The organism is Pseudomonas sp. GM55 (assembly GCF_000282395.1).
Taxonomy (GTDB): Bacteria; Pseudomonadota; Gammaproteobacteria; order Pseudomonadales; family Pseudomonadaceae; genus Aquipseudomonas; species Aquipseudomonas fluorescens_CC.
Window position 1 is genome coordinate 42,036 of record NZ_AKJJ01000047.1, and the last position, 25,343, is coordinate 67,378.

Sequence of the window (25,343 nt, forward strand, 5' to 3'; positions counted from 1 at the left end):
GCTTCTAACTTGCCGCTTGAAGCTTGCGGCTTGTAGCTGCCTCAACTAGCCATAGCGCCCCGTGATGTAGTCTTCGGTCTGCTTCTTCGCCGGGTTGGTGAACAGGGTATCGGTGTCGCCGAATTCCACCAGTTTGCCCATGTACATGAACGCGGTGTAGTCAGAAACCCGCGCCGCCTGTTGCATGTTGTGGGTCACGATCACGATGGTGAACTTGGATTTCAGTTCGTAGATCAGCTCTTCGACTTTCAGCGTGGAGATCGGGTCGAGTGCCGAGCACGGTTCGTCGAGCAACAGCACTTCCGGCTCAACGGCGATGGTGCGGGCGATCACCAGACGTTGCTGCTGACCACCGGACAGGCCCAGTGCCGACTCGTGCAGACGGTCCTTGACCTCATCCCACAGCGCCGCGCCTTTCAACGCCCACTCAACGGCTTCGTCGAGGACGCGCTTCTTGTTGATGCCCTGGATGCGCAGGCCGTAGACCACGTTTTCGTAAATGGTTTTCGGAAACGGGTTCGGCTTCTGGAACACCATGCCGACGCGACGACGCAACTCGGCCACGTCTTCGCCCTTGCGGTAGATGTTGCTGCCGTACAGGTTGATCGCGCCCTCGACACGGCAGCCGTCAACCAGGTCGTTCATGCGGTTGAAGGTACGCAGCAGCGTCGACTTGCCACAGCCGGACGGGCCGATGAAGGCGGTCACGCGCTGTTTCGGGATGTTCATGCTGACGTCGTACAGCGCTTGTTTTTCTCCGTAGAACAGGCTCAGGCCCGGCACTTCGATGGCCACGGTTTCCTGCTCGAGATTCAGGCTCTGTTTGTCGCGCCCCAAGGCCGACATGTTGATGCCGTGGGTATGTGCTTCGTGCTGCATGGGAGGCTCCCTGTGCTAACAAATTCGGTTCGGGGCCGCAGGCCAAGCCTGCGGTTACGCAATTCTTTTTGTAGGAGCCGGCTTGCTGGCGATACTGGCGACTCGGTCCCGCAGGTTCACCGCGGTGATGCCTTCGCCAGCAAGCCGGCTCCTACAGTTCGGTGTTGATTAGCTATCCAGCGCTTTGTACTTCTCGCGCAGGTGGTTACGGATATAGACGGCCGACAGGTTCAACGTGGCGATCACCAGCACCAGCAGCAGCGCCGTGGCGTACACCAGCGGCCGCGCGGCTTCGACGTTCGGGCTCTGGAAGCCGACGTCATAGATGTGGAAGCCCAGGTGCATGATCTTCTGGTCCAGATGCAGGTACGGGTAGTTACCGTCCACCGGCAGCGACGGCGCCAGTTTCACCACACCCACCAGCATCAGTGGCGCCACTTCACCCGCGGCGCGGGCCACGGCGAGGATCATGCCGGTCATCATCGCCGGGCTGGCCATCGGCAGCACGATCTTCCACAAGGTTTCCGCCTTGGTCGCGCCGAGGGCCAACGAGCCTTCACGTACGGTGCGAGGGATCCGCGCCAGACCTTCTTCGGTGGCCACGATCACCACCGGCACCGCCAGCAGCGCCAAGGTCAGCGAGGCCCAGAGCAGACCCGGTGTGCCGAAGGTCGGCGCCGGCAAGGCTTCCGGGAAGAACAGACGGTCGAGCGAACCGCCCAGCACGTAGACGAAGAAGCCCAGACCGAACACGCCGTAAACGATGGCCGGTACACCTGCCAGGTTGTTCACCGCGATGCGGATCACCCGGGTCAGCGTGTTCTGCTTGGCGTATTCACGCAGGTATACCGCCGCCAGCACGCCGAACGGGGTCACGATCATCGCCATGATCAGGGTCATCATCACGGTGCCGAAGATGGCCGGGAAGATCCCGCCTTCGGTGTTCGCTTCACGCGGGTCATCGCTCAGGAACTCCCAGACCTTGCTGAAGTAGAAACCGATCTTGGTGGTCGTGCTCATGGCGTTCGGCTGGTAGGCGTGAACCACTTTGCCGATGCCGATTTCAACTTCCTTACCGTTCGCATCGCGGGCGGTCAGGCTGTCGCGGTTGAACTGTGCGTGCAGGTCGCTCAGGCGCGCTTCAACATCCTGATAGCGAGCATTGAGTTCGGCGCGCTCGGATTCCATGTCCGCTTGTGCGGTGGCGTCGAGTTTGCCTTCCAGCTCAAGCTTGCGACCGTGCAAGCGGATGCGCTCGAGACCGGCGTTGATCGCGCCGATGTCGGTTTTTTCCAGGTTCTTGAGCTGTGCAGCCAGCTTGTTCACACGGTCGACACGGGCCTGTAACTCAGGCCATGCGGCTTCGCCTTCAGCGATGACTTTGCCATCCTGTTTGACGTTGACCAGGTAACCGTAGAAGTTGCCCCACTCACGACGCTCGATCGCCATCAACTCTGGCGGTGTCGTCTGGTTGGTCAGCCACTCGCCGACGGTCCAGGTGAAGTCGTTGCCGTTCAGGTCACGGTTGCCGACCTTGATCAGCTCGCGGGTCATGAACTCCGGGCCTTCGTCAGGCACCGGCAGGCCGGCGCTCTTCAAGCGGGCACGAGGTACTTCTTCCTTCTGTACCACTTCACCAATGACCAGGTGCTGGCCCTGGCCCGGTACGTCGTAGCTGGCGTGGATCAGATCCGCCGGCCAGAAGTGACCCAGGCCGCGCACGGCAATCACTGCCAGCAGGCCAATGGTCATGATGACCGCGATGGACACCGCGCCACCGCTGATCCAGACGCCGGGGGCGCCGCTCTTGAACCATCCATTCAGGGAGTTCTGTTTCACAGACTTCTACCTTTCTTAAAGCGACGAGTATTTCTTGCGCAGACGCTGACGGATCAGTTCTGCGAGGGTGTTCATGACGAAGGTGAACAACAGCAGCACCAGCGCCGAGAGGAACAGCACGCGGTAGTGGCTGCCGCCGACTTCCGATTCAGGCATTTCCACCGCGACGTTGGCGGCCAGGGTGCGCAGGCCTTCGAACAGGTTCATTTCCATGACCGGGGTGTTACCGGTGGCCATCAACACGATCATGGTTTCACCGACCGCACGGCCCATGCCGATCATCAGCGCCGAGAAGATGCCCGGGCTGGCGGTGAGGATCACCACGCGGGTCATGGTCTGCCACGGTGTGGCACCGAGGGCCAGGGAGCCCAGGGTCAGGCCGCGAGGCACGCTGAACACGGCGTCTTCGGCGATGGAATAGATGTTCGGGATGACCGCGAAACCCATGGCCAGACCGACCACCAGGGCGTTGCGCTGGTCGTAGGTGATGCCCAGGTCGTGGGAGATCCACATGCGCATGTCGCCACCGAAGAACCAATTCTCCATGAACGGGCTCATGTACAGCGAGAGCCAGCCCACAAACAGGATCACCGGAATCAGCAGCGCACTTTCCCAGCCATCCGGGACTTTCAGGCGGATCGACTCAGGCAGGCGGCTGAAGGTGAAACCGGCAACCAGGATGCCGATCGGCAGCAGCATCAGCAGGCTGAAGATGCCCGGCAAATGCCCTTCCACATAAGGCGCGAGGAACAGACCGGCGAAGAACCCGAGGATCACCGTCGGCATCGCTTCCATCAACTCGATCACCGGCTTGACCTTGCGGCGCATGCCAGGGGCCATGAAATACGCGGTGTAGATCGCAGCGGCAACGGCCAGTGGAGCGGCCAGCAGCATGGCGTAGAACGCGGCTTTCAGGGTACCGAAGGTCAGCGGCGACAGGCTCAGCTTGGGTTCAAAGTCGGTGTTGGCGGCGGTCGATTGCCAAACGTATTTAGGCTCGTCGTAGTTCTCGTACCAGACCTTGCTCCACAGTGCGCTCCACGACACTTCCGGGTGCGGGTTGTCGAGCAGCAGCGGCTGCAACTTGCCGCCGGCTTCCACGATCACGCGGTTGGCCCGTGGCGACAGACCGAAAATGCCCTGGCCCTCTGCAACCGGCTCCACCAGCAAGGTGCGGTGGGCAGTGCTGTGGAACACGCCAAGCTTGCCGGAAGCGTCGAGGGCAACGAAGCCCTTGCGGCGTTCTTCGGCGGTGATTTCAACAATCGGCGTGGTGCCCATCTGGAAGGTGCGGATCTGCTTCAGGCGCTGTTCGCCATCCGGATCGCGGGCCATGAACCACTGGGCCAGACCACCTTTGGAGTCACCGACGATCAGCGAGATACCGCCCACAAGCTGGGTGCTGGCGGTGACTTGCGCTTCACCGTCTTCAAGCAGTTTGTAGCGACCATTGAGGCTCTTGTCGCGCAGGCTGAACACGTCGGCCTGGGCACGCCCGTTGATCACGTACAGCCACTGCTGGCGCGGGTCGACGAAGATGTTCTTCACCGGCTCGTTCATCTGCGGCAGGTCGATGCGTTTCTGCTCGTTGGTGACTTCGCCGGTCATCATGTTCTCTTCGCTGGTCAGCGACAGAACATTGAGTTGCGAACCGGTGGCGCCAACCAGCATCAGAGTCGAATCGTTGGCGTTGAGGCTGACGTGCTCCAGTGCACCGCCCGCTTCGTTCACCGCGATTGGTGTTTCACCGTATGGGTATTCGACCGCTGGCGAGATGGTCTTCTTGCCTTCCGGGTAGCTGACTTTATAGGTGTGACGGAACACCAATGCCTGACCGTTGGACAGACCCACGGCAACCAGCGGGTGACCTGGCTGGTCTTCTCCGATAGAGGTCACGGTGGTACCGACCGGAATCGGCAAATCGACGCGCTTGAGTTCAGCGCCACTGTCGATATCGAAAAACAGTGCCTGGCCCTTGTCGGAAACCCGCATGGCCACCTGGTTCTGCTCTTCAAGGGAGATCATCAAAGGCTTGCCGGCGTCTTGCATCCAGGCAGGCGTGATGGCGTCCTTGGCGGTCAGGCTGGCACCCTGGAACAGGGGCGCGACGACGTAGGCAAGGAAGAAGAAGATCAAGGTGATCGCACCCAGTACAGCGAGGCCGCCAACGAGGACGTACCAGCGGGTCAGGCGATCTTTGAGCGCGCGCATGCGGCGCTTGCGTTGTAGCTCAGGCGTATTGAAATCAATTCGCTTGGGGGGATTAGTAGTCATGTTGGAATTGGCCAGATCATTCATTCGCACACCCTAGCGATCCTGTATGACAGAAAGATGACAGCACAGTGACGCGACAAATCCGCCGCTAGCGATAGCCAGCAGTGGATTGAGGATTTGAAGTGTATGGGGGCGGCTCCTGCCACCCCCCACATGAGTCCAGAGGGGTTCACTCTGGACTCAATTTGTTACTTTTTTGCGACTTCAGCGCCGCCTTCCGCCAGCCCCAGGTCAGCCAGAGCTTTGGCAGCTACTTTGGCCGGCAGTGGGATGTAACCGTCTTTCACTACAACTTCCTGGCCCTGTTTCGACAGAACCAGTTTCACGAACTCGGCTTCCAGCGGGGCCAGAGGCTTGTTCGGGGCTTTGTTCACGTAAACGTACAGGAAGCGGGACAGCGGGTACTTGCCGTTCAGGGCGTTTTCTTCGGTGTCTTCGACGAACTCGGTGCTGCCTTTCTTGGACAGAGCAACAGTTTTCACGCTAGCGGTTTTGTAGCCGATGCCCGAGTAACCGATGCCGTTCAGCGAGGAGCTGATCGACTGGACGACCGAAGCCGAACCTGGTTGTTCGTTCACGTTAGGCTTGTAGTCGCCTTTGCACAGGGCTTCTTCCTTGAAGTAGCCGTAGGTGCCGGATACCGAGTTACGACCGAACAGTTGAACCGGCTTGTTGGCCAGGTCGCCGGTCACACCCAGGTCGCCCCAGGTTTTGACTTCGGTTTTAGCGCCGCACAGACGAGTGGACGAGAAGATCGCGTCAACTTGCTCCATGGTCAGGTGCTGGATCGGGTTGTCCTTGTGTACGAATACAGCCAGGGCGTCCACGGCAACCGGGATAGCGGTCGGCTTGTAGCCGTACTTCTGCTCGAAGGCAGCCAGTTCGGTGTCCTTCATCTTGCGGCTCATCGGGCCCAGGTTGGAGGTGCCTTCAGTCAGCGCAGGTGGCGCAGTGGCGGAGCCAGCGGCCTGAATCTGGATGTTTACGTTCGGGTATTCTTTTTTGTAGTTCTCAGCCCAGAGGGTCATGAGGTTGGCCAGGGTATCGGAGCCGACGCTGGACAGGTTGCCCGACACACCAGTGGTCTTGGTGTAGCTCGGGATAGCAGGGTCAACAGCGGCAACCGCGTTGGCAGTCGCAACGCCAGCAGCGACAAAAGTCATTGCCGCCATCAAACGCTTCAGTTTCATGCCTTACTCCTAGCAGATAGGGTGTGTTAAGTCGGGGCCAAGTATCAGCAGGCCGTGTGAACACTCTATGGCTGAAATATGACAATTGGATGAAAGGCCATTATTCGATGTTTTGAAGGGATACCGCGTTATCGTTCTTCGCGAGCAAGCCCGCTCCCACAGGGGATCTGCGGTGAACACAGAACCCATGCAGGAGCGGGCTTGCTCCGGGCGGCGATCCGACGAAGACGTCAGTACAGTCGATACAAAAGGTCGATCAACGCCCTTTCTTCCAGAGATACACCCCTACCAGAATCCCGACCCCACACAACACCGCCACATAGTAAGCAGGCCCCATCGCACTTTCCTTGAGCAACAGGCTGACGATCATCGGCGTCAGACCGCCGAAGATGGCGTAAGCCACGTTGTAGGAGAACGACAGGCCGCTGAAGCGCACCACGGGCGGGAAGGCCTTGACCATCACGTAGGGCACCGCGCCGATGGTGCCGACCAGCAGACCGGTCAGGGCATACATCGGGAACAGCCAGTCGGGATGATCGGCCAGGCTGTGATAGAAGGTCCACGAGCTGGCCAGCAGCGCCGCACAACCGAACACGAAGACCCGCCCGGCGCCGAAGCGATCCGCCAGCGCACCGGCAATGATGCAGCCGAAGCTCAGGAAAACGATCGCCACACTGTTGGCCTGCAGGGAGGTGGTCGGCGAGAAGTGGTAGACCGTCTGCAACACGGTCGGGGTCATCAGGATCAGCACCACGATGGCGGCAGACAGCAGCCAGGTCAGCAGCATCGAAATGGCGATGGCACCGCGATGGTCACGCAGCACTGCCCGCAGCGGCACCTCTTCGGCCAGGGCCTTGCGTTGTTGCAGCTCGGCGAACACCGGGGTTTCGTGCAGCCAGCGACGCAGGTAAACCGCGAACAGACCGAACACGCCGCCAAGCAGGAACGGGATCCGCCAGGCGTAATCCGACACTTCCACCGGGGTATAGAGGCTGTTGATCGCCGTGGCGACCAGCGAGCCGAGCAAAATGCCCGCCGTCAGACCGCTGGTCAGCGTGCCACAGGCGTAGCCGACATACCGCTGCGGAACGTGTTCGGAAACGAAGACCCACGCTCCCGGCACTTCACCGCCAATGGCGGCGCCCTGGATCACCCGCATCAACAGCAACAGGATGGGTGCCCACAGGCCGATCTGCGCATAGGTCGGCAACAAGCCCATGATCAACGTCGGCACGGCCATCATGAAAATGCTCAGGGTGAACATTTTCTTGCGGCCCAGCAGGTCGCCGAAGTGCGCCATCACGATGCCGCCCAGCGGCCGTGCCAGGTAGCCGGCGGCGAAGATGCCGAAGGTCTGCATCAGGCGTAGCCACTCGGGCATGTCCGCCGGGAAGAACAGCTTGCCCACCACCGTGGCAAAGAACACGAAGATGATGAAGTCGTAGAACTCCAGTGCACCGCCCAAGGCAGATAGCGAAAGAGTCTTGTAGTCGCTGCGGGTCAGCGGACGTGCGGGTTGGTCTGGCTGCGCGATGCTCGAGGGCGCTGTGGTCATGGCAAGGGCTTCTCTTATAGTCGGATCTGCAACCTCAACAACGCTGGCGGAGGTTTGGGCAGGTCCGGCACGATAGCAAATTGTTCGAAAAAGCACATGGAGGGGCATTTTTGACGGTCAAAATGAGAACCGGACGGTCGTCGTGGAGTCTATCGACCGATATACTCGCAGCCTTGCTCCGGTTTTTGAGGGGTTGCTGTGCGAAAACGCCTGTCAGGTTCATAGGCGATTTCGCAGAGTTTCCCTTTAGGCGCCTTATGGAAAACGTGACGAACGTAGTATGTTCGGTGGTGAATCGTTTTTCCCGAAGACGGCTACCACCAGCAGTACCAACGAAGAGTCACGGGTCAGAGGCACCCCCGGCATGATAGAGCTCGAACAAGAAGATCCGATCCCGCAAGGCGACCTGGCCCTGCAAATCACCGCGCTCCCTCGCGAAACCAACGGCTTTGGCGATATTTTCGGCGGCTGGCTGGTGGCGCAGATGGATTTGGCAGGCACCGCGATGGCCAGCAAGGTCGCCGGCGGCCGCGTTGCCACCGTTGCGATCGACCGCATGGCGTTTCTGGTTCCGGTGGCGGTGGGCGCGCAGCTCTCCTTCTATACCCAGGCGCTGGAAATCGGTCGCAGCTCGATCAAGATGATGGTCGAGGTCTGGAGCGACGATCCACTGTCCAGTGAGTGGCGTAAAGTAACGGAAGCGGTGTTTGTGTTCGTTGCCATCGACGGCAGCGGTCGCACCCGTTCGGTTCCACCCAGGGCTCGATAAGAGCTTTTAAACCTGGTAGCCGTTTTGCGGTCGATAGTCGTCCACGTTACTGATCGAGAGCTGTCCCATGAGCACGCCCAATGTTGAAGCCGTTAAGCTGGATGAACTGAACTGCTGGCGCATCCGCCACGGTCAGGCCGAATTACTGGTAGCCCAGCAAGGCGCGCACATCCTCAGCTATCAACTGGCCGGCCAGCCGCCGCTGATCTGGCTCAACGACGAGGCCGTGTTCAAGACCGGCAAGAGCATCCGTGCCGGCGTGCCGGTGTGCTGGCCGTGGTTTGGCGTCTTTGACCGCAATCCGCAAAACGTTCAGGCGATGCGCGTCAGCAAGGAAGCACCGGCGGCTCACGGCTTCGTGCGAGCGATGGATTGGGAACTGGGCGGCATCGAAGCCGAAGGCGAAAGCCTGAAAGTCGAATTCCTCCTGCCCTACCCCGAAGGCGGCTTTCCCGGCTGGCCGCACCAGGTGGATTTGACGCTGAGCATTCGCCTCGACGAGCAATTGCACATCCATCTGACCAGCCACAACCGGGGTGCCGAGGCTGTCAGCATCAGCCAGGCGCTGCACAGTTATTTTGCCGTCAGCGATGTGCGCGAAGTGCATGTCGAAGGCGTGGACGGCCTCAACTACATCGAAACCCTGGACAACTGGAAAACCGTCACCCAGACCGGTGACCTGCGTTTTACCGGCGAGACCGACCGCATCTACCTCGACGCTCCACCGCAGTTGAGCATCGTCGATCCGGCCTGGGAGCGACGCATCGTACTGACCAGCAGTGGATCGCGCACGGCGGTGATCTGGAACCCATGGATCGACCGCGCCGCTGCGTTCAGCGACATGGCCGACGACGGCTGGCAGCGCATGCTGTGCATCGAGACGGCGAACGTGATGGGCGATGTGGTGAACCTGGCACCGGGTGCCAGCCATACGCTGGGCGTGAGCGTCGGTAGCCAATCGCTCTAACACCATAAACCCCTGTGGGAGCGAGCTTGCTCGCGATGAGGCAATAACATCCAACATCTTTGTTGGCTGTGAAGCCGCCATCGCGAGCAAGCTCGCTCCCACAGTTTTTTGTGCCCGGCTTTCTGGCGGCGCGTTACAAATCCGACTCTTTCACCACTCGCACCGTCTGCGCATCCAGCGCGTACGCTGCATCGGCCAGGTCATTGCTGACCTTCTCGATCTTCAGCGTGCCGGTCACCCACAGCGGCGTGTAGATGTCGTTCAGCTTCAGGCCTTTGGGATAGCGCACCAGTACCAGTTGGTTGGGCGGCGGTGGTGGCACGTGGATGCAGGCGCCCGGGTACGGCACCAGGAAGAACAACGTACTGCGGCCCTTGGCGTCGGACTCCAGTGGCACTGGATAACCGCCGATGCGGATGTTCTTGTCATTCATCGACGCAACGGTCTTGGTCGAGTACATCACCGCCGGCAAGCCTTTGGCCTGTTTCATCCCACCCTTGTCGGTGAAAGTGCCATTGGCTTCAGGGGAGTTGTGGTCGATTTCAGGCATGGCCTCAAGGGCCTTCTGGTCCGACTTTGGCATCAATTCGAGCCAGTCGGTTTCCGGCAGTTCGCCGGCATGGGCAAGGCCCGAACCCAGTAAAACAAGAGTCAGCAAAAGACGGCGCATGAAGGTGCTCGGTAATGGGAAGAACAGGAAACGCCGAGCATTCTAGCCCTCCCGGCCGGTTTGGCGGAGAGGGCTTTGTCGCCTGAATCAGTTCTTTTTAACCAGTCCGTAGATCACCAGCAGGATCACGGCGCCGACCAGTGCGCCGATAAAGCCTGCACCTTGACCGGCCTGATAGATACCCAGGGCCTGGCCGCCGTAGGTGGCCGCCAGCGAACCGCCGATACCGAGCAGGATCGTCATGATCCAGCCCATGCTGTCATCGCCCGGTTTCAGGAACCGCGCCAGCAGGCCGACGATCAAGCCGATAAAGATGGTTCCGATAATTCCCATGGCATTTCCCTCAATATGGAGTGGTTATGCCAAAGCCTAGACAGACTTTGGCATCCTGCCATGAGAGAACGGTGCAACCGCAATGGTTCCATCGCTGCCACATGAAACTATTCGGCGATCAGTGCCTCAACCTTGAGAATCTGGGCCGTCAGCGTCTCGCGGTCTGCACAACGAAGGTTGGCATGACCGACCTTGCGGCCGACCTTGAACGCCTTGCCGTAGTGATGCAGATGGCAATCGGCGATAGCCAGGACTTTTTCGGTCTCCGGCACTTTGCCGATGAAGTTGACCATCGCGCTTTCACCAACTTTGGCGGTGGAACCCAACGGCAGGCCGGCAACGGCTCGCAGGTGGTTCTCGAACTGGCTGCACTCGGCACCTTCGGTGGTCCAGTGCCCTGAGTTGTGCACGCGCGGGGCAATTTCGTTGGCCTTGAGGCCACCGTCGACTTCAAAGAACTCGAACGCCATCACGCCGACGTAATCCAGCTGCTTGAGCACACGGCTGGAGTAGTCTTCGGCCAAGGCTTGCAGCGGGTGATCGGTGCTGGCCACGGACAGCTTGAGGATGCCGCTGTCGTGGGTGTTGTGTACCAGCGGATAGAAGCGGGTTTCTCCGTCGCGGGCACGTACGGCGATCAGCGAGACTTCGCCGGTGAACGGCACGAAGCCTTCCAGCAGGCAGGCCACGCTGCCCAGCTCGGCGAAGGTGCCGACCACATCTTCTGCAGTGCGCAGGACCTTCTGACCCTTGCCGTCGTAACCCAGGGTACGGGTTTTCAGCACCGCCGGCAGACCGATGGAAGCCACAGCAGCGTCCAGGTCGGCCTGGGACTGAATGTCGGCGAACGCCGGGGTAGGAATCCCCAGGTCCTTGAACATGCTCTTCTCAAACCAGCGATCGCGGGCGATGCGCAGGGCTTCGGCGCTCGGGTAGACCGGGACGAATTGCGAGAGGAACGCGACGGTTTCCGCCGGGACGCTTTCGAACTCGAAAGTTACCAGATCGACTTCATCGGCCAGCTGGCGCAGGTGATCCTGATCGCCGTAATCGGCCCGCAGGTGTTCGCCCAACGCGGCTGCGCAAGCATCCGGCGCCGGGTCCAGAAAAGCGAAGTTCATGCCCAGCGGAGTGCCCGCCAGCGCCAACATGCGACCGAGCTGGCCGCCACCGATTACACCGATCTTCATCGTCAACAACCTCAGGCGATGCGTGGGTCTGGATTTTCCAGGACGCTGTCTGTCTGCTCAGCACGGAAAGTTTTCAGCACCGCGTGGAACTGCGGGTGCTTGGCGCCAAGGATACTCGCCGACAGCAGCGCGGCGTTGATCGCGCCGGCCTTGCCGATGGCCAGGGTGGCAACCGGAATGCCCGCGGGCATCTGCACGATGGAAAGCAGCGAATCGACGCCCGAGAGCATCGCCGACTGCACCGGCACACCCAGCACCGGCAGGTGGGTCTTGGCCGCACACATGCCAGGCAAGTGGGCCGCGCCACCGGCACCGGCAATGATCACCTCGATGCCACGCGCCTCGGCTTCTTCAGCGTACTGGAACAGCAGGTCCGGGGTGCGGTGGGCAGAGACCACTTTCACCTCGTAAGGGATGCCGAGCTTTTCCAGCATATCGGCGGTGTGGCTAAGGGTGGACCAATCGGACTTGGAGCCCATGATCACGCCAACCAGTGCACTCATCGTCGTGCCTCTTCTCTCTGGGCGCCCGCAGGCGCGTCAAAAAACAACAAGCCACGCAGGATGCGTGGCTTGATTGTACGAATTATGGCCGGTCGTAACCGGCCGAAGGCCGCGCAGTATACCGCAATGAGACAGATAAACAGCCCCCCGTGCGACCATCTGTCATACGGCGCAAAGTCCCGGTTTTATTGACCTGAGGGTCAGCCAGCGAACCACACAAATCCCCCTGTAGGAGCGAGCTCGCTCGCGATGGTCGTTAACGATGACGCTGGCAGCCTGACAGCCCGAGGCGCTCTCAGGTTCATCGCGAGCGAGCTCGCTCCTACAGGGGTTTTCATCGTGTTCAAGAAGCGGTTGTGCCTTGTGCCGCGCCGCCTTCAAGTTTGCGCCACAACAACCGCACGTTCGCCTTGCGCACCAACGCACAACGATACAAACGAATCTCCAGCGGTACATGCCATTGCGGACCGCCACAGACCACCAGTTCACCGCGCGCCAATTCGGCGCGCACACTGAGTTGCGGCACCCAGGCGATACCAAGGCCTTCCAGAGCCATGCTTTTCAGGCTGTCGGCCATGGCGGTTTCGTAGATGGTGGTGAAGCGCAGCGCCCGTTGGCGCAGCAGCATGTTCACCGAGCGGCCGAGGAACGCACCGGCGCTGTAGGCCAACAGCGGCACACTGGCTTCACCTTCCAGATCGAACAGCGGCTTGCCATCGGCATCCGCCGCACACACCGGCAGCATTTCAGTGTGCCCCAGGTGCAGTGACGGGAAGATTTCCGGGTCCATCTGCATCGCCGCATCCGGATCGTAGAACGCCAGCATCAGATCGCAGCCGCCTTCGCGCAACGCATGCACCGCATCGCCCACGTTGGTCGCGACCAGGCGCGTAGCGATGTTCAAGCCTTCGTTGCGCAACTGGGCGATCCAGCGCGGGAAAAACCCGAGTGCCAGTGAGTGCGCGGCAGCGACTTGCATCACTTCACCCTGTCCGCCCTCCAGATGATGAAGATGACGCAACACTTCGCCCAGTTGTTCGACCACGGTGCGCGCGGTGACGAGGAACAATTGTCCCGCCGCTGTCAATTCCACCGGTGTGCGCGAACGGTTGACCAGGGTCAGCCCCAGCGCGGCCTCAAGGCTGCGAATCCGTCGACTGAACGCAGGCTGCGTCACGAAACGCCGCTCGGCTGCCTGGGAGAAACTGCGGGTGGCGGCCAGGGCACTAAAGTCCTCCAGCCATTTGCTTTCCAGATTCATCACGTCCTCCCGGACACGCACCAATTTAGGTCACACGCTTGCCGTCAACGCGGCGTCACACGGGCATTATGCCGAATGTGCATAGGCTAGTGTTTAACAGCATTGGCCCAAAATTTCGCACAAGCCTAGCATTCACAGCGTTCCGGCACAGACCGGGTCCATATTGAGATGATTTCTATCATGTCCTCCGCTGCATCATTCCGCACAGAAAATGACCTGCTTGGCGCTCTCGAAGTACCGGCTCAAGCGTATTACGGTATCCAGACCCTGCGAGCGGTGAATAACTTCCGCCTTTCGGGCGTTCCGATTTCGCACTACCCAAAATTGGTTGTCGGTCTGGCCATGGTCAAACAGGCCGCCGCTGACGCCAACCGCGAGCTGGGTCACCTGAGCGAAGCCAAGCACGCTGCCATCAGCGAAGCCTGTGCACGTCTGATCCGCGGCGACTTCCACGAAGAGTTCGTGGTGGACATGATTCAAGGCGGCGCTGGCACTTCAACCAACATGAATGCCAACGAAGTGATCGCCAACATCGCGCTGGAGGCCATGGGTCACCAGAAAGGCGAGTACCAGTACCTGCACCCGAACGACGACGTGAACATGGCGCAGTCGACCAACGACGCCTACCCGACGGCGATCCGCCTGGGCCTGCTGCTCGGTCACGACGCCCTGCTCGCCAGCCTCGACAGCCTGATTCAGGCATTCGCAGCCAAGGGTGAAGAATTCAACCACGTCCTGAAGATGGGTCGTACCCAGCTGCAAGACGCCGTTCCGATGACCCTGGGTCAAGAGTTCCGCGCTTTCGCCACCACGATGGGCGAAGACCTGGCCCGTCTGAAGACGCTGGCTCCGGAACTGCTGACCGAAGTGAACCTGGGCGGCACCGCGATCGGCACCGGCATCAACGCCGACCCGCGCTATCAAGCCCTGGCCGTACAGCGTCTGGCCCTGATCAGCGGTCAACCGCTCGTTCCAGCCGCCGACCTGATCGAAGCCACCTCCGACATGGGTGCCTTCGTGCTGTTCTCCGGCATGCTCAAGCGCACCGCGGTCAAGCTGTCGAAGATCTGCAACGACCTGCGCCTGCTGTCCAGCGGCCCACGCACCGGCATCAACGAAATCAACCTGCCAGCGCGTCAGCCAGGCAGCTCGATCATGCCAGGCAAGGTCAACCCTGTGATCCCGGAAGCCGTGAACCAGGTAGCGTTCCAGGTCATCGGTAACGATCTGGCGCTGACCATGGCAGCCGAAGGCGGCCAACTGCAACTGAACGTGATGGAGCCGCTGATCGCTTTCAAGATCCTCGACTCGATCCGTCTGCTGCAACGCGCCATGGACATGTTGCGCGAGCACTGCATCGTCGGCATCACCGCCAACGAAGCGCGCTGCCGTGAACTGGTCGAACACTCGATCGGTCTGGTCACCGCACTGAACCCGTACATCGGCTACAAAAACGCCACCCGCATCGCCCGTATAGCCCTTGAAAGCGGCCGCGGCGTGCTGGAACTGGTGCGCGAAGAAGGTCTGCTCGACGAAGCCATGCTCGCCGACATCCTGCGCCCGGAAAACATGATTGCTCCGCGTCTGGTGCCTCTGAAGGCATAACCCGACGCGTTACCTGTAGCACCGCTCACCAGGTCGAGGGACTAGACACCTCTCACCTTTTGAGGGCCTGGAGATCAATCTCCAGGCCCTTTTTTTCAACTGTTTGCCGGTGAAAACCGTATATCTGGGGACTGACCAGTGTGGGAGCGGGCTTGCTCGCGAAGGCGGCGGCACATTCAACAATGACGTATCTGATACACCGCTTTCGCGAGCAAGCCCGCTCCCACCCAGAGCAGCTCCCACATAGCCTGACAGCAAAAATGTCAGGTGTTTCAAAGGCTTCGCTTCACTGAATGCACCACAACCGTGCAGACGGACGGCACTGTCATCGGTATAGTGCCGCCCCTCTTCGCGTGAGCGGTCGTCGGTAGCGAGACCACAACCCATGCGAAACCCGAACTAATAACAAACCCGCAATATGAAACCGGGACGAACTTCGAACCGCCCATTGTGCCGTGTGCCAAGGGGTGTAACTCGATGTGTCTATCCGGCCAGCATTTGCCTACACAAAAAACAGCGAGGAATAATCCATGCTCGAAGTCATTAACGACTTCCTCTCAGGGAAAGTACTGATCGCGCTCATTGTCGGGCTCGGTAGCTACTTCACGATCCGCTCGCGTTTCGTTCAACTGCGTCACTTCTTCCACATGTTCGCGGTGTTCCGCGACAGCCTCAAAAGCAGCGCCGGGCAACTCAGTTCGTTCCAGGCCCTGATGCTCAGCCTCGCCGGCCGCGTCGGTGCGGGCAACATTGCCGGTGTCGGCATCGCCGTGACTCTCGGTGGGCCGGGGGCGGTGTTCTGGATGTGGGTGACCGCACTGGTCGGCATGTCCAGCAGCTTCTTCGAATGTTCCCTCGGCCAGCTTTACAAACGCACCGATTCGGACGGCACGTTCCGTGGCGGCCCGTCCTACTACATCCAGCACGGCCTGCAAAAACGCTGGCTGGGGATGATCATGGCGTTCCTGCTGCTGATCACCTTTGGCTTTGCTTTCAACGGCCTGCAATCCCACGCCGTAACGCACTCGCTGAACAACGCGTTCGGTCTGGACACGACCTACACCGGCATCGGCCTGGCCGTACTGCTGGGCCTGGTGTTCATCGGCGGGATCAAGCGCATTGCCAAGGTCGCTGACCTGCTGGTACCCGTGAAAACCCTGGTGTACATCGGTGTGACCATCTATGTGATCGTGCTGCAGTTCGATCAGGTGCCGGGCATGCTGATGACCATCGTCAAAAGTGCCTTCGGCCTCGACCAGGCTTTCGGCGGGCTGATTGGCAGCGCGATTATCATGGGTGTGAAGCGTGGCGTGTTTGCCAACGAAGCGGGCCTTGGCAGTGCGCCGAACGTGGCGGCGGTTGCGTCGGTCGAGCACCCGGTGGCACAAGGTGTGGTGCAGGCGTTCAGCGTGTTCCTCGACACCTTCGTGATCTGCACCTGCACCGCGCTGCTGATCCTGCTCTCGGGTTTCTACACCCCGGGCTTCGAAGGCGACGGCATTGCCCTGACCCAGAACTCGCTGGCCGCCGTGGTCGGTGACTGGGGCCGGATGTTCATCTCCGTGGCTTTGGCGTTGTTCGTATTCACCTCGATCCTCTACAACTACTACCTGGGCGAGAGCAACCTGCGCTTTTTGATCGGTGAAAACCGCAAGGCACTGATGGGTTATCGTGCACTGGTACTGGTCCTGATTTTCTGGGGCGCCATCGAAAACCTCGGCACGGTGTTCGCCTTCGCCGACATCACCATGACCATGCTCGCGTTCGTCAACCTGATCGCGCTGTTCCTGCTGTTCAAGGTCGGCATGCGCATCCTGCGTGACTACGATGACCAGCGCGCCGCGGGCATCACCACTCCGGTATTCGATTCGAGCAAATTCCCGGATCTGGATCTGGACCTGAAAGCCTGGCCGGCCAACCCGCCAGCGGTTTCTCCAAAGGTTGAAACTGAGCCACAAGGCGTACCCGCAGCGCAACGCTGATCGGTTAAAGTGCGCCATCCCCTGTGGGGGCGAGCCTGCTCGCTCCCACAGGGGACGTCATTATTCTCGGAGAGTCTCCATGAATTCCTCGACCTACCCTGCCGCCCAGCACGTCATGGTGCTCTACACCGGCGGCACCATCGGCATGCAGGCCAGCGCCCATGGCCTGGCCCCGGCATCCGGTTTCGAAGCGCGGATGCGAGAGTATCTGCACAGCCAACCCGAGCTGGTGGTGCCACAGTGGCGCTTTCGCGAGATGTCGCCGCTGATCGACAGCGCCAACATGACCCCGACGTACTGGCAGCAGTTGCGTGAAGCGGTGGTCGATGCGGTGGATGTTCAGGGCTGCGACAGCGTGCTGATCCTGCATGGCACCGACACTCTGGCCTACAGTGCCGCCGCCATGAGCTTCCAGTTGCTCGGCCTGCATGCCCGCGTGTGCTTCACCGGTTCCATGCTACCGGCCGGCGTCACCGATAGCGACGCCTGGGAAAACCTTGGCGGTGCGCTGGTTGCACTGGGCCAGGGCCTCGCGCCGGGCGTGCATCTGTACTTCCATGGCGAACTGCTGGACCCGACCCGTTGCGCCAAGGTACGCAGTTTTGGTCGTCATCCTTTCAAACGACTGGAACGTCAGGGTGGCGGCGTGAAAGCAGCCTCGATACCGGCGCAATTGAACTACAACCAGCCGAAGCAGTTGGCGAAGGTCGCGGTATTGCCGCTGTTTCCCGGCATCGGCGCCGAGGTGCTGGATGGTTTGCTCGACAGCGGCATTCAGGGCCTGGTGCTGGAGTGCTACGGCAGCGGCACCGGCCCGAGCGACAACCCCGGGTTTCTCGCCAGTCTTGGCCGTGCGCGGGACAACGGCGTGGTGGTGGTGGCCGTTACCCAATGCCATGAAGGCGGTGTGGAGCTGGATGTCTACGAGGCAGGCAGCCGGTTGCGCGGAGTTGGCGTGCTGTCCGGTGGCGGCATGACCCGTGAGGCAGCGTTTGGCAAGTTGCATGGCTTGCTGGGAGCCGGACTCGAAACTGCCGAGGTTCGCCGTCACGTTGAACTCGACCTCTGCGGCGAATTGAGCTGACACAGTACAAATCCCTGTAGGAGCGAGCTTGCTCGCGATGGTCGTTAACGATAACGCTGGAAGCCTGGCACCCCGCGGCGCTCTCAGGTTTTTCGCGAGCAAGCTCGCTCCTACAGGTTCCTCGCTCGGCATGTAACTTGCTGCGCTCCAGCCATCCCAAGGCTGGAAGCCCTTATGCTCCATTCCCACCTCACCACACTCAACGCCGTCTCCCTGGTGCTCGACGCCTTCAAGGCCGACGGCTTGTCCAGTGAGGCACTGCTGGCCGGAAGCGGCATCAGTGCGGCGGATCTGAACCGTGCCGACACGCGCATCACCACCAATCAGGAAATGCAGGTCTGTGCCAATGCCGTCGCCCTCAAGCGTGACATCGGCCTGGAACTGGGCCGGCGGATGCATGTTTCCTGCTACGGCATCCTCGGTTACGCCCTGCTCACCAGTGCCACCTTCGGTGACGCTTTACGTTTGGCCATGCGCTATCCGGCGCTGCTGGGAACACTTTTCGAACTGAGCCTGGAAGACGATGGCGAGCGCATCTGGTTCGCCGCCGCCGATTACCGCGAAAGCCCGGCCATGGCGGTGTTCAACGCCGAGTTCTGCCTGGTGTCGCTGAAAGTCACCTGCGACGACCTGCTCGGCCATCCTCTGCCCTTGCTCGGCGCACGCTTCGAACATGCCGCGCCCGACTACGAGTCAAGCTACGCCGAACACTTCGATTGCCCTTTGCACTTTGGCGCGCGCAACAATGCCTTCGCCTTTGACAAGCGCTGGCTCGACCAGCCGTTGCCGCTGGCCGATGTGATCACCCATCAGGCCATGGCCGAACGCTGCCGCAAACAGAACATCGAGTTCACCGGGCGCCAGGCCTGGCTCGGGCGGATTCGCCAATTGCTCAGCGCGCAATTGAATGCGGCGCCGGGGCTGGAGGGCCTGGCCGAGCAGATGAATTGCTCGGCGCGGACCTTGCGCCGGCATCTCAAGGACATGGGTTGCAGCTATCAGGAGCTGCTCGACGAACTGCGTTTTGAGCAGGCCAAGCAAATGCTGTGTGAGGATCAACTGCCGATCTATCAAATCGCCGAGGCCCTGGGCTTCAGCGAGACCGCCAGTTTTCGCCATGCTTTTGTGCGCTGGAGCGGTGTCGCGCCGAGTCAGTTCCGCCCACACGGATAACCCTCGTAGGAGCTGGCTTGCCAGCGAATTGGCCAGCACATCCAACACATCCATATCGGCTGAATTACCGCCTTCGCTGGCAAGCCAGCTCCTACAGGTAATGCATTCCATGCGCTAAAACAGGGGCGAATTTCGGTCAAATATTTTGGCCACATCGATCCCCTTTTGGCCTTTCCTGCCGTTCTCCTAAACCCTGCGCGCCGCAAGACTGTGTGCAACCGAATCAGCCTGCGGAGAACAAGAAATGCTGACGATCTACTCGGATGATCACCACCTGCACCACGGCCGTTGTGAATTGATCGATGGCCAGCTCAAGCCCTGCTTCGAGATGCCTTCGCGTGCCGACCATGTACTGGCACGGGTGCAAAAACAGAACCTCGGCCCTGTCGAAACGCCGAAGGATTTCGGCCTCGGGCCCATCGAGCGCATCCACAGCCGTGACTTCCTCGATTTTTTCAAAGGTGCCTGGGCACGCTGGACCGAATTCAACACCGACGGCGACCTGCTGCCCTACACCTGGCCAGCCCGCACCCTGCGTCGCGTAAAGCCCACCAGCCTGCATGGCCAACTCGGTTACTACAGCTTCGATGGTGGCGCCCCGATCACCGCCGGCACCTGGCAGGCAGCGTACAGCGCAGCGCAAGTGGCGCTGACCGCCCAGGCGGAAATCCAGCGCGGCGCCCGTTCTGCTTTCGCCCTGTGCCGTCCGCCGGGACACCACGCCGCCAGTGACTTGATGGGCGGTTATTGCTACCTCAACAACGCCGCCATCGCCGCCCAGGCGTTCCTCGATCAGGGCCATAAAAAAGTGGCGATCCTCGACGTCGACTATCACCACGGCAACGGCACCCAGTCGATTTTCTACGAGCGCAGCGATGTGCTGTTCACCTCGATCCACGGTCACCCGGAAGCCGAGTTCCCGTTCTTCCTCGGCTATGAAGACGAGTTGGGCGAAGGCGCCGGCGAAGGCTTCAACTTCAACTATCCACTGGCCGCAGGCTCGGGCTGGGACACCTGGAGCGCGGCGCTGGAACAAGCCTGCAAAGAGATCGACAACTACGGTGCCGACATCATCGTCGTGTCCCTAGGCGTTGACACCTTCAAGGATGATCCGATCTCGCAATTCAAACTCGACAGCCCGGATTACCTGGCCATGGGCAAGCGCATCGCGGCCTTGAGCAAACCGACGCTGTTCGTGATGGAAGGCGGTTATGCGGTGGAAGAAATCGGCATCAACGCTGTGAACGTACTTGAAGGCTTTGAAAGCGCTCAGTGAGGAAAACAACAATGAACAGACTCAAGCGCTTTATCGCTCCCGCGCTGTGCGCCACGCTGCTCGGTGGTGCCGTGCACGCTGAAGAACGCACGCTGCGCGTCTACAACTGGTTCGACTACATCACTCCCAAGGCCCTGGAAGATTTCAAGGCGCAGAATGCTCAGACCAAACTGGTCTACGACATCTTCGATACCAACGAAGCCCTCGAAGCCAAGCTGTTGACCGGCAACTCCGGCTACGACGTGGTGGTGCCGTCCAACGTGTTCCTCGCCAAGCAGATCGAAGCCGGCGTGTTCCAGCCACTGGATCGCAGCAAGTTGCCGAACTGGAATCACCTCGATCCGAAGCTGATGAAGCTCATTGAGGCCAACGATCCAGGCAACAAATTTGCCGTGCCCTACATGTACGGCACCATCCTGATCGGCTTCAACCCGGCCAAGGTCAAGGCGGTGCTCGGCGACAACGCGCCGGTGGACAGCTGGGACCTGATCTTCAAGGAAGAGAACATCAGCAAGCTCAAGCAGTGCGGCGTGGCCCTGCTCGACTCGCCGTCGGAGATCCTGCCGCTGGCCCTGCAACACCTGGGCCTGGACCCCAACAGCAAAAAGCCTGCGGACTACGACAAGGCTGAAGCGCTGTTGATGAAGATCCGCCCGTACGTCACCTACTTCCACTCATCCAAGTACATGGCCGACATCGCCAATGGCGATATCTGCGTGGCGGTCGGTTACTCCGGCAGCTTCTCCCAGGCCGCCAACCGCGCCAAGGAAGCCAAGAACGGCGTGGTCGTCGACATGCGCCTGCCCAAGGAAGGCGCGCCTATCTGGTTCGACATGCTCGCTATCCCCAAAGGTGCGAAGAACCCGGAGGACGCCTACACCTTCATCAACTACTTGCTGCAACCCCAGGTGATCGCGCCAGTCAGCGACTTCGTCGGTTACCCGAACCCGAACAAGGACGCCACGGAACTGGTCGACCCGGCGATCCGCACCAACCCGAACCTGTACCCGACCGAAGCGGCGATGGGCACGCTCTATACCCTGCAACCGCTGCCGCGCGATGCCGAACGTGCGCGGACCCGTGCCTGGACCAAGATCAAGTCCGGGACTTGAGATCAAAAAACCTCCTGCCGTTGTTGGCAGGAGGTTTTATTTTTCGAACTCAGGCCAGGCGATGCAAATTTTCCACCTTGAAAGTTGCTTCAATTTCTTTGTAAGGCGATTCTTCGATCAATGTCACCTTGAAAGAACCAGAGAACTCCTGTCGATTACCTTCACAACAAATATGAGCTCGACCAGACTCCGCAGGATATTCCAGAGTCGGCTCCCCGGCGTTTTCCATTATATAACCAATGGTGACTTTTCCATCGAGACTGACATCATGCTCTCCGTCACCAAGATCATCATCGGCCGCCACAGATATATATCGCCGACTATTTCCCTCATTAATGACCCCCACCACAATTTTTACACCAAAACTGATAAAACCATGAACGTCGTCGGCGGTAAAGGCAACACCATCAATCGATGCAGTAAAGTAGTCGTCCGTTACCTGCCGCGGGCCTTGGCACCTCGTTGCTTCCAGCGCTGCTTCCAGGCACTTTGCGTGTAAATGCTTCATAGAATATTCCTTGATGAGTCCAAGCAAACAAATGCCCGGATTCAGGTCATGACTCCATAGGGTCGAATGATAAATAAATTTATAAACGGCAATAAGAATACACGACAGCAATTATCGATTTCACTATCGCACGCACTTCCTCCGTTACGCACTAATTATTTATGCGCATTGATGCGCCCGGTCAATACTGAAAGTGTTTCATATAACTTTGTTACACCTACAACTTCGACGTTTAACCATGTAGCCTGGCTACGACGTGGTGGATTACCTGACCCCAAAAAGGACGCCACGGAATTGGTCGACCCGGCGATCCGCTGCCCCCATCGTTATCAAGACCTGCGTTTACGCAGGTCTTTTTTGCCCGCAATATTTATTTACCGCCAATGCCGTCCTGCCCGTCACTGAATTGCAATCTATCCCAGCGAGATCAGCGCGCTTCAGCCAGCACGCCACACCGCCCGTAACCGTTGCAATGCCACCTCGATCGCCTTTTCGGGCACCGCGGCAAAACCCAGCACCAGACCGGCGCGTTGATCCATCGGGGTTGCGGACTCCGGCAGCCAGTAACTGCTCAAGCCGTTGACCTCGACATCGACACTGCCCGCCAACTCAATCAACTCACGTTCACGTGCCACGCTGTCGACCCGTACTGTCATGTGCAACCCCGCGGCAACAGTGGGCAACTTGCCGATGCCTGGAATATCCGCAGGCCAACCATTGAGCAACGCATTGCGCCGACTCAGCGCCGCACGCCGCATACGCCGGATGTGACGCTGGAAATGCCCGGCCGCCATGAACTCGGCCATGACCGCCTGGGTGCTGACTTCAGAATGCCGTACGTCAACCGCGCGTCGTTGCGCAAAGGCCTGCACCAGCCCCGGCGGCAGCACCAGATAACCAAGACGCAACGCCGGAAACGCGACCTTGCCGAACGTACCGACATACAACACCCGCCCGTGACGATCGAGCGCAGCCAAAGGTGCCAATGGCGCGCCGCTGTATCGGTACTCGCCATCATAGTCATCCTCGACGATCCAGCCTTGGGTGCGCTCGGCCCAGGCCAGCAACTCCAGGCGCCGCGCCAGGCTCATGACCACGCCGGTGGGGTACTGATGTGACGGTGTGACATAGGTCAGCCGACAATCATCGAGCCCTGTCAGTTCGCTGCAATTGATGCCCTCGCTGTCCACTGACACCCCGTGCAGTCGCGCCCCCGCCACGGCGAACGCATGCCCTGCCGCCCGATACCCCGGGTTTTCAATCGCCACACCGTCGCCCGGTTCCACCAGCAGCTGTGCACAAAGGCTGATGCCCTGCTGCGCGCCACTGGTGATCACAATTTGTTCAGCCGTGCACTGCATACCCCGCGAGCTGCGTAGATACGCCGCGATCATCCCCCGCAAGCGCGCATCGCCTGCCGGGTCGCCGTAGCACAACTGCTGGAAATCCGGTTTACGCCAGAAAGCCGCATTCAGCTTGGCCCAGACCTCGAACGGAAACAGATCGAACGCCGGAACACCGACCCGAAATGCCCTGGGCGGACCACTGGGCGGCATGGGTAAATGGTTCTTTTCAACGCGGGTCAAGGCGTCCCTGTGGGTAACTTTGCTGGATGAATCCACAGGCAAATCATGCCAATTTGTGGATAAAGCTGTGGGTAAGCCTGTTGAAAACCCTGTGGATACTTTTGTGGATAGTTTTTTTGCCGGCAAGGTTGCCTGGGGTAATTGCGCGACGTAAGTCCCGTCGCCTACCCGCCCCTCGATAAACCCTTCAGCGTAAAGCTGATCGTAGGCGCGCACTACACTGTTGCGGGAAATCTCCAGCGCGGCCGCCAGATCCCGACTGGCCGGCAGACGCGTGCCGCTGGCCAGTCGCCCGTCGAGCACCCGCATCCGCAATGCCTGATAGAGCTGCCGACTCAGCCCCTGGCGACGATCAAGCTCGATACCCGCCGGGTTGAAGGTCAAGGACAGTGGTTCGCTAGTCATCACAATGGACCTATGAAATTGGTCATTAATGGCTCTTACAACAGACCAATAGCGTGCCTAGGATGCAGACATTCGCCAAGGAAAATATCGCCATGTACACGCCACGTGCTTTTGCCATCGACGAGTTGTCCCAACTGCATGAACTGATCCTCGCCACCCGTCTCGCCATATTGGTGACTCACGGTGAAAGTGGCCTGCAAGCCAGCCACGTACCGGTGCTGCTGCATTGCGAACAAGGCTCGAACGGCACGCTGTACGGGCATCTGGCCAAAGCCAATCCACAGTGGAAAGACCTGCGCGACGGCGCCGAAGCCCTGCTGATTTTTGCCGGTGCCGACGCTTACGTCAGCCCCGGCTTCTACCCGAGCAAGGCCGAACACGGCAAAGTCGTGCCAACCTGGAACTACGTCGCCGTACACGCCTATGGCCGAGCCGAAACCTTCAGAGATGGCGGGCGGCTGCTCGACATCGTCAGCACCCTCACCGATCGTCATGAAGCTGGCCGCGCCCAACCGTGGTCAGTGGCCGATGCCCCCGCCGATTACATCGACGGCATGCTCAAGGCCATCGTCGGTTTCGCCATTCCCATCGACCGTCTGGAGGGCAAGCGCAAGCTCAGCCAGAACCGCAGCCCCGCCGACATCGACGGCGTGCGCAAAGGCCTGGCCGCCAGCCCCGACGTCAACGACCAAACCCTCGCCCAATTGATGCGCTAAGGAAGTCACCATGAGTCAAATCGACATTCGCCAGGTCAGCGCCGGCGATCACGCGGCCTGGTTGCCGCTGTGGCAAGCCTACCTGCGCTTCTACAAAACCGAACTGCCGGATGCCGTTACCCAAAGCACCTGGCAGCGCATGCTCGAGCCGAACGAACCGACCCACGCTGCCCTCGCCTGGGCCGATGGCAAAGCGGTGGGCATGGTGCATTTCATCTACCATCGATCGAACTGGGCCATCGAAAACTCCTGCTACCTGCAAGACTTGCTGGTGGTCCCGGAAACCCGTGGCACCGGCGTCGGCCGCCAGTTGATCGAGTTCGTCTACACCACGGCCAAGGCCGACGGCTGCAACAAGGTCCACTGGCTGACCCACGAAACCAATGCCACCGCGATCCAGCTCTACGAGCGCATCGCCGAACGCCCTGGTTTCATCCAGTTTCGCAAAGCCATCTAGGTTCAAGGA

Annotated in this window: 22 protein-coding genes; 10 read left to right on the forward strand and 12 right to left on the reverse strand. The window is 60.1% G+C overall.

Annotated features, from left to right (window positions below; translation table 11 throughout):
* Positions 1 to 45: 45 nt before the first annotated feature.
* The 5 genes from pstB to PMI31_RS12095 all read right to left on the reverse strand — a co-directional run bounded on the left by pstB (position 46) and on the right by PMI31_RS12095 (position 7,737).
* Positions 46 to 879: a phosphate ABC transporter ATP-binding protein PstB gene (gene pstB / locus PMI31_RS12075; protein ID WP_008018291.1), complete on the reverse strand. Its 834-nt coding sequence runs from the start codon at positions 877 to 879 to the stop codon at positions 46 to 48.
* A 168-nt stretch (positions 880 to 1,047) separates the two neighbouring features.
* On the reverse strand, positions 1,048 to 2,718 hold the full coding sequence (gene pstA / locus PMI31_RS12080; protein WP_008018292.1) for a phosphate ABC transporter permease PstA: 1,671 nt from the start codon (positions 2,716 to 2,718) through the stop codon (positions 1,048 to 1,050).
* 15 nt (positions 2,719 to 2,733) lie between these two features.
* Entirely contained in the window at positions 2,734 to 5,016 is a 2,283-nt protein-coding gene (locus PMI31_RS12085) for an ABC transporter permease subunit (protein WP_008018293.1), read from the reverse strand.
* Positions 5,017 to 5,180: 164 nt separating this feature from the next.
* Positions 5,181 to 6,182, reverse strand: coding sequence for a phosphate ABC transporter substrate-binding protein PstS (locus PMI31_RS12090; RefSeq protein ID WP_008018295.1), 1,002 nt, complete (start codon positions 6,180 to 6,182; stop codon positions 5,181 to 5,183).
* A gap of 256 nt (positions 6,183 to 6,438) precedes the next feature.
* Positions 6,439 to 7,737 (reverse strand): MFS transporter, encoded by a 1,299-nt coding sequence (locus PMI31_RS12095; RefSeq protein ID WP_008018296.1) that lies wholly within the window; start codon positions 7,735 to 7,737, stop codon positions 6,439 to 6,441.
* 364 nt (positions 7,738 to 8,101) lie between these two features.
* Here PMI31_RS12095 and PMI31_RS12100 point away from each other — a divergent pair, with 364 nt between their 5' ends.
* A complete protein-coding gene (locus PMI31_RS12100; RefSeq protein WP_007942704.1) occupies positions 8,102 to 8,506 on the forward strand; it encodes an acyl-CoA thioesterase in 405 nt (134 codons plus the stop codon).
* Between the two features lie 67 nt (positions 8,507 to 8,573).
* Entirely contained in the window at positions 8,574 to 9,473 is a 900-nt protein-coding gene (locus tag PMI31_RS12105; protein ID WP_008018297.1) for a D-hexose-6-phosphate mutarotase, read from the forward strand.
* 133 nt (positions 9,474 to 9,606) lie between these two features.
* Here PMI31_RS12105 and PMI31_RS12110 read toward each other — a convergent pair whose 3' ends face one another.
* The 5 genes from PMI31_RS12110 to PMI31_RS12130 all read right to left on the reverse strand — a co-directional run bounded on the left by PMI31_RS12110 (position 9,607) and on the right by PMI31_RS12130 (position 13,430).
* On the reverse strand, positions 9,607 to 10,143 hold the full coding sequence (locus PMI31_RS12110; RefSeq protein WP_008018298.1) for a DUF3299 domain-containing protein: 537 nt from the start codon (positions 10,141 to 10,143) through the stop codon (positions 9,607 to 9,609).
* A gap of 87 nt (positions 10,144 to 10,230) precedes the next feature.
* On the reverse strand, positions 10,231 to 10,476 hold the full coding sequence (locus PMI31_RS12115) for a GlsB/YeaQ/YmgE family stress response membrane protein (RefSeq protein WP_008018299.1): 246 nt from the start codon (positions 10,474 to 10,476) through the stop codon (positions 10,231 to 10,233).
* A gap of 107 nt (positions 10,477 to 10,583) precedes the next feature.
* Positions 10,584 to 11,666 (reverse strand): 5-(carboxyamino)imidazole ribonucleotide synthase, encoded by a 1,083-nt coding sequence (locus PMI31_RS12120; protein ID WP_008018300.1) that lies wholly within the window; start codon positions 11,664 to 11,666, stop codon positions 10,584 to 10,586.
* An 11-nt stretch (positions 11,667 to 11,677) separates the two neighbouring features.
* Entirely contained in the window at positions 11,678 to 12,169 is a 492-nt protein-coding gene (purE, locus tag PMI31_RS12125; RefSeq protein WP_007971731.1) for a 5-(carboxyamino)imidazole ribonucleotide mutase, read from the reverse strand.
* A 343-nt stretch (positions 12,170 to 12,512) separates the two neighbouring features.
* Entirely contained in the window at positions 12,513 to 13,430 is a 918-nt protein-coding gene (locus PMI31_RS12130) for a LysR substrate-binding domain-containing protein (RefSeq protein WP_008018301.1), read from the reverse strand.
* A 180-nt stretch (positions 13,431 to 13,610) separates the two neighbouring features.
* Between PMI31_RS12130 and aspA the strand changes: the two genes are divergently transcribed.
* The 6 genes from aspA to PMI31_RS12160 all read left to right on the forward strand — a co-directional run bounded on the left by aspA (position 13,611) and on the right by PMI31_RS12160 (position 21,662).
* Entirely contained in the window at positions 13,611 to 15,035 is a 1,425-nt protein-coding gene (gene aspA / locus PMI31_RS12135) for an aspartate ammonia-lyase (protein ID WP_003229645.1), read from the forward strand.
* Between the two features lie 530 nt (positions 15,036 to 15,565).
* Positions 15,566 to 17,017 (forward strand): alanine/glycine:cation symporter family protein, encoded by a 1,452-nt coding sequence (locus tag PMI31_RS12140; protein WP_008018302.1) that lies wholly within the window; start codon positions 15,566 to 15,568, stop codon positions 17,015 to 17,017.
* Positions 17,018 to 17,096: 79 nt separating this feature from the next.
* A complete protein-coding gene (locus PMI31_RS12145) occupies positions 17,097 to 18,101 on the forward strand; it encodes an asparaginase (RefSeq protein ID WP_008018303.1) in 1,005 nt (334 codons plus the stop codon).
* 174 nt (positions 18,102 to 18,275) lie between these two features.
* Positions 18,276 to 19,274 carry an AraC family transcriptional regulator gene (locus PMI31_RS12150; RefSeq protein ID WP_008018305.1) on the forward strand — a complete coding sequence of 333 codons (999 nt, stop codon included), beginning with the start codon at positions 18,276 to 18,278 and terminating at the stop codon, positions 19,272 to 19,274.
* A 244-nt stretch (positions 19,275 to 19,518) separates the two neighbouring features.
* Positions 19,519 to 20,550 carry a histone deacetylase family protein gene (locus tag PMI31_RS12155; RefSeq protein WP_008018306.1) on the forward strand — a complete coding sequence of 344 codons (1,032 nt, stop codon included), beginning with the start codon at positions 19,519 to 19,521 and terminating at the stop codon, positions 20,548 to 20,550.
* An 11-nt stretch (positions 20,551 to 20,561) separates the two neighbouring features.
* The gene (locus tag PMI31_RS12160; RefSeq protein ID WP_008018307.1) at positions 20,562 to 21,662 is read left to right on the forward strand and encodes a polyamine ABC transporter substrate-binding protein; all 1,101 of its coding nucleotides are present in this window, start codon (positions 20,562 to 20,564) and stop codon (positions 21,660 to 21,662) included.
* Positions 21,663 to 21,711: 49 nt separating this feature from the next.
* Here the strand turns inward: PMI31_RS12160 and PMI31_RS12165 are convergent, their stop codons facing one another.
* Positions 21,712 to 22,170, reverse strand: coding sequence for a hypothetical protein (locus PMI31_RS12165; protein WP_043302355.1), 459 nt, complete (start codon positions 22,168 to 22,170; stop codon positions 21,712 to 21,714).
* Between the two features lie 437 nt (positions 22,171 to 22,607).
* Complete coding sequence (gene pdxR / locus PMI31_RS12170) at positions 22,608 to 24,161, reverse strand: MocR-like pyridoxine biosynthesis transcription factor PdxR (protein WP_008018309.1); 1,554 nt, start codon at positions 24,159 to 24,161, stop codon at positions 22,608 to 22,610.
* A gap of 92 nt (positions 24,162 to 24,253) precedes the next feature.
* Between pdxR and PMI31_RS12175 the strand changes: the two genes are divergently transcribed.
* Complete coding sequence (locus PMI31_RS12175; RefSeq protein WP_008018310.1) at positions 24,254 to 24,877, forward strand: FMN-binding negative transcriptional regulator; 624 nt, start codon at positions 24,254 to 24,256, stop codon at positions 24,875 to 24,877.
* A 10-nt stretch (positions 24,878 to 24,887) separates the two neighbouring features.
* Positions 24,888 to 25,334 (forward strand): GNAT family N-acetyltransferase, encoded by a 447-nt coding sequence (locus tag PMI31_RS12180; protein ID WP_008018311.1) that lies wholly within the window; start codon positions 24,888 to 24,890, stop codon positions 25,332 to 25,334.
* The last annotated feature ends 9 nt before the right edge of the window (positions 25,335 to 25,343 follow it).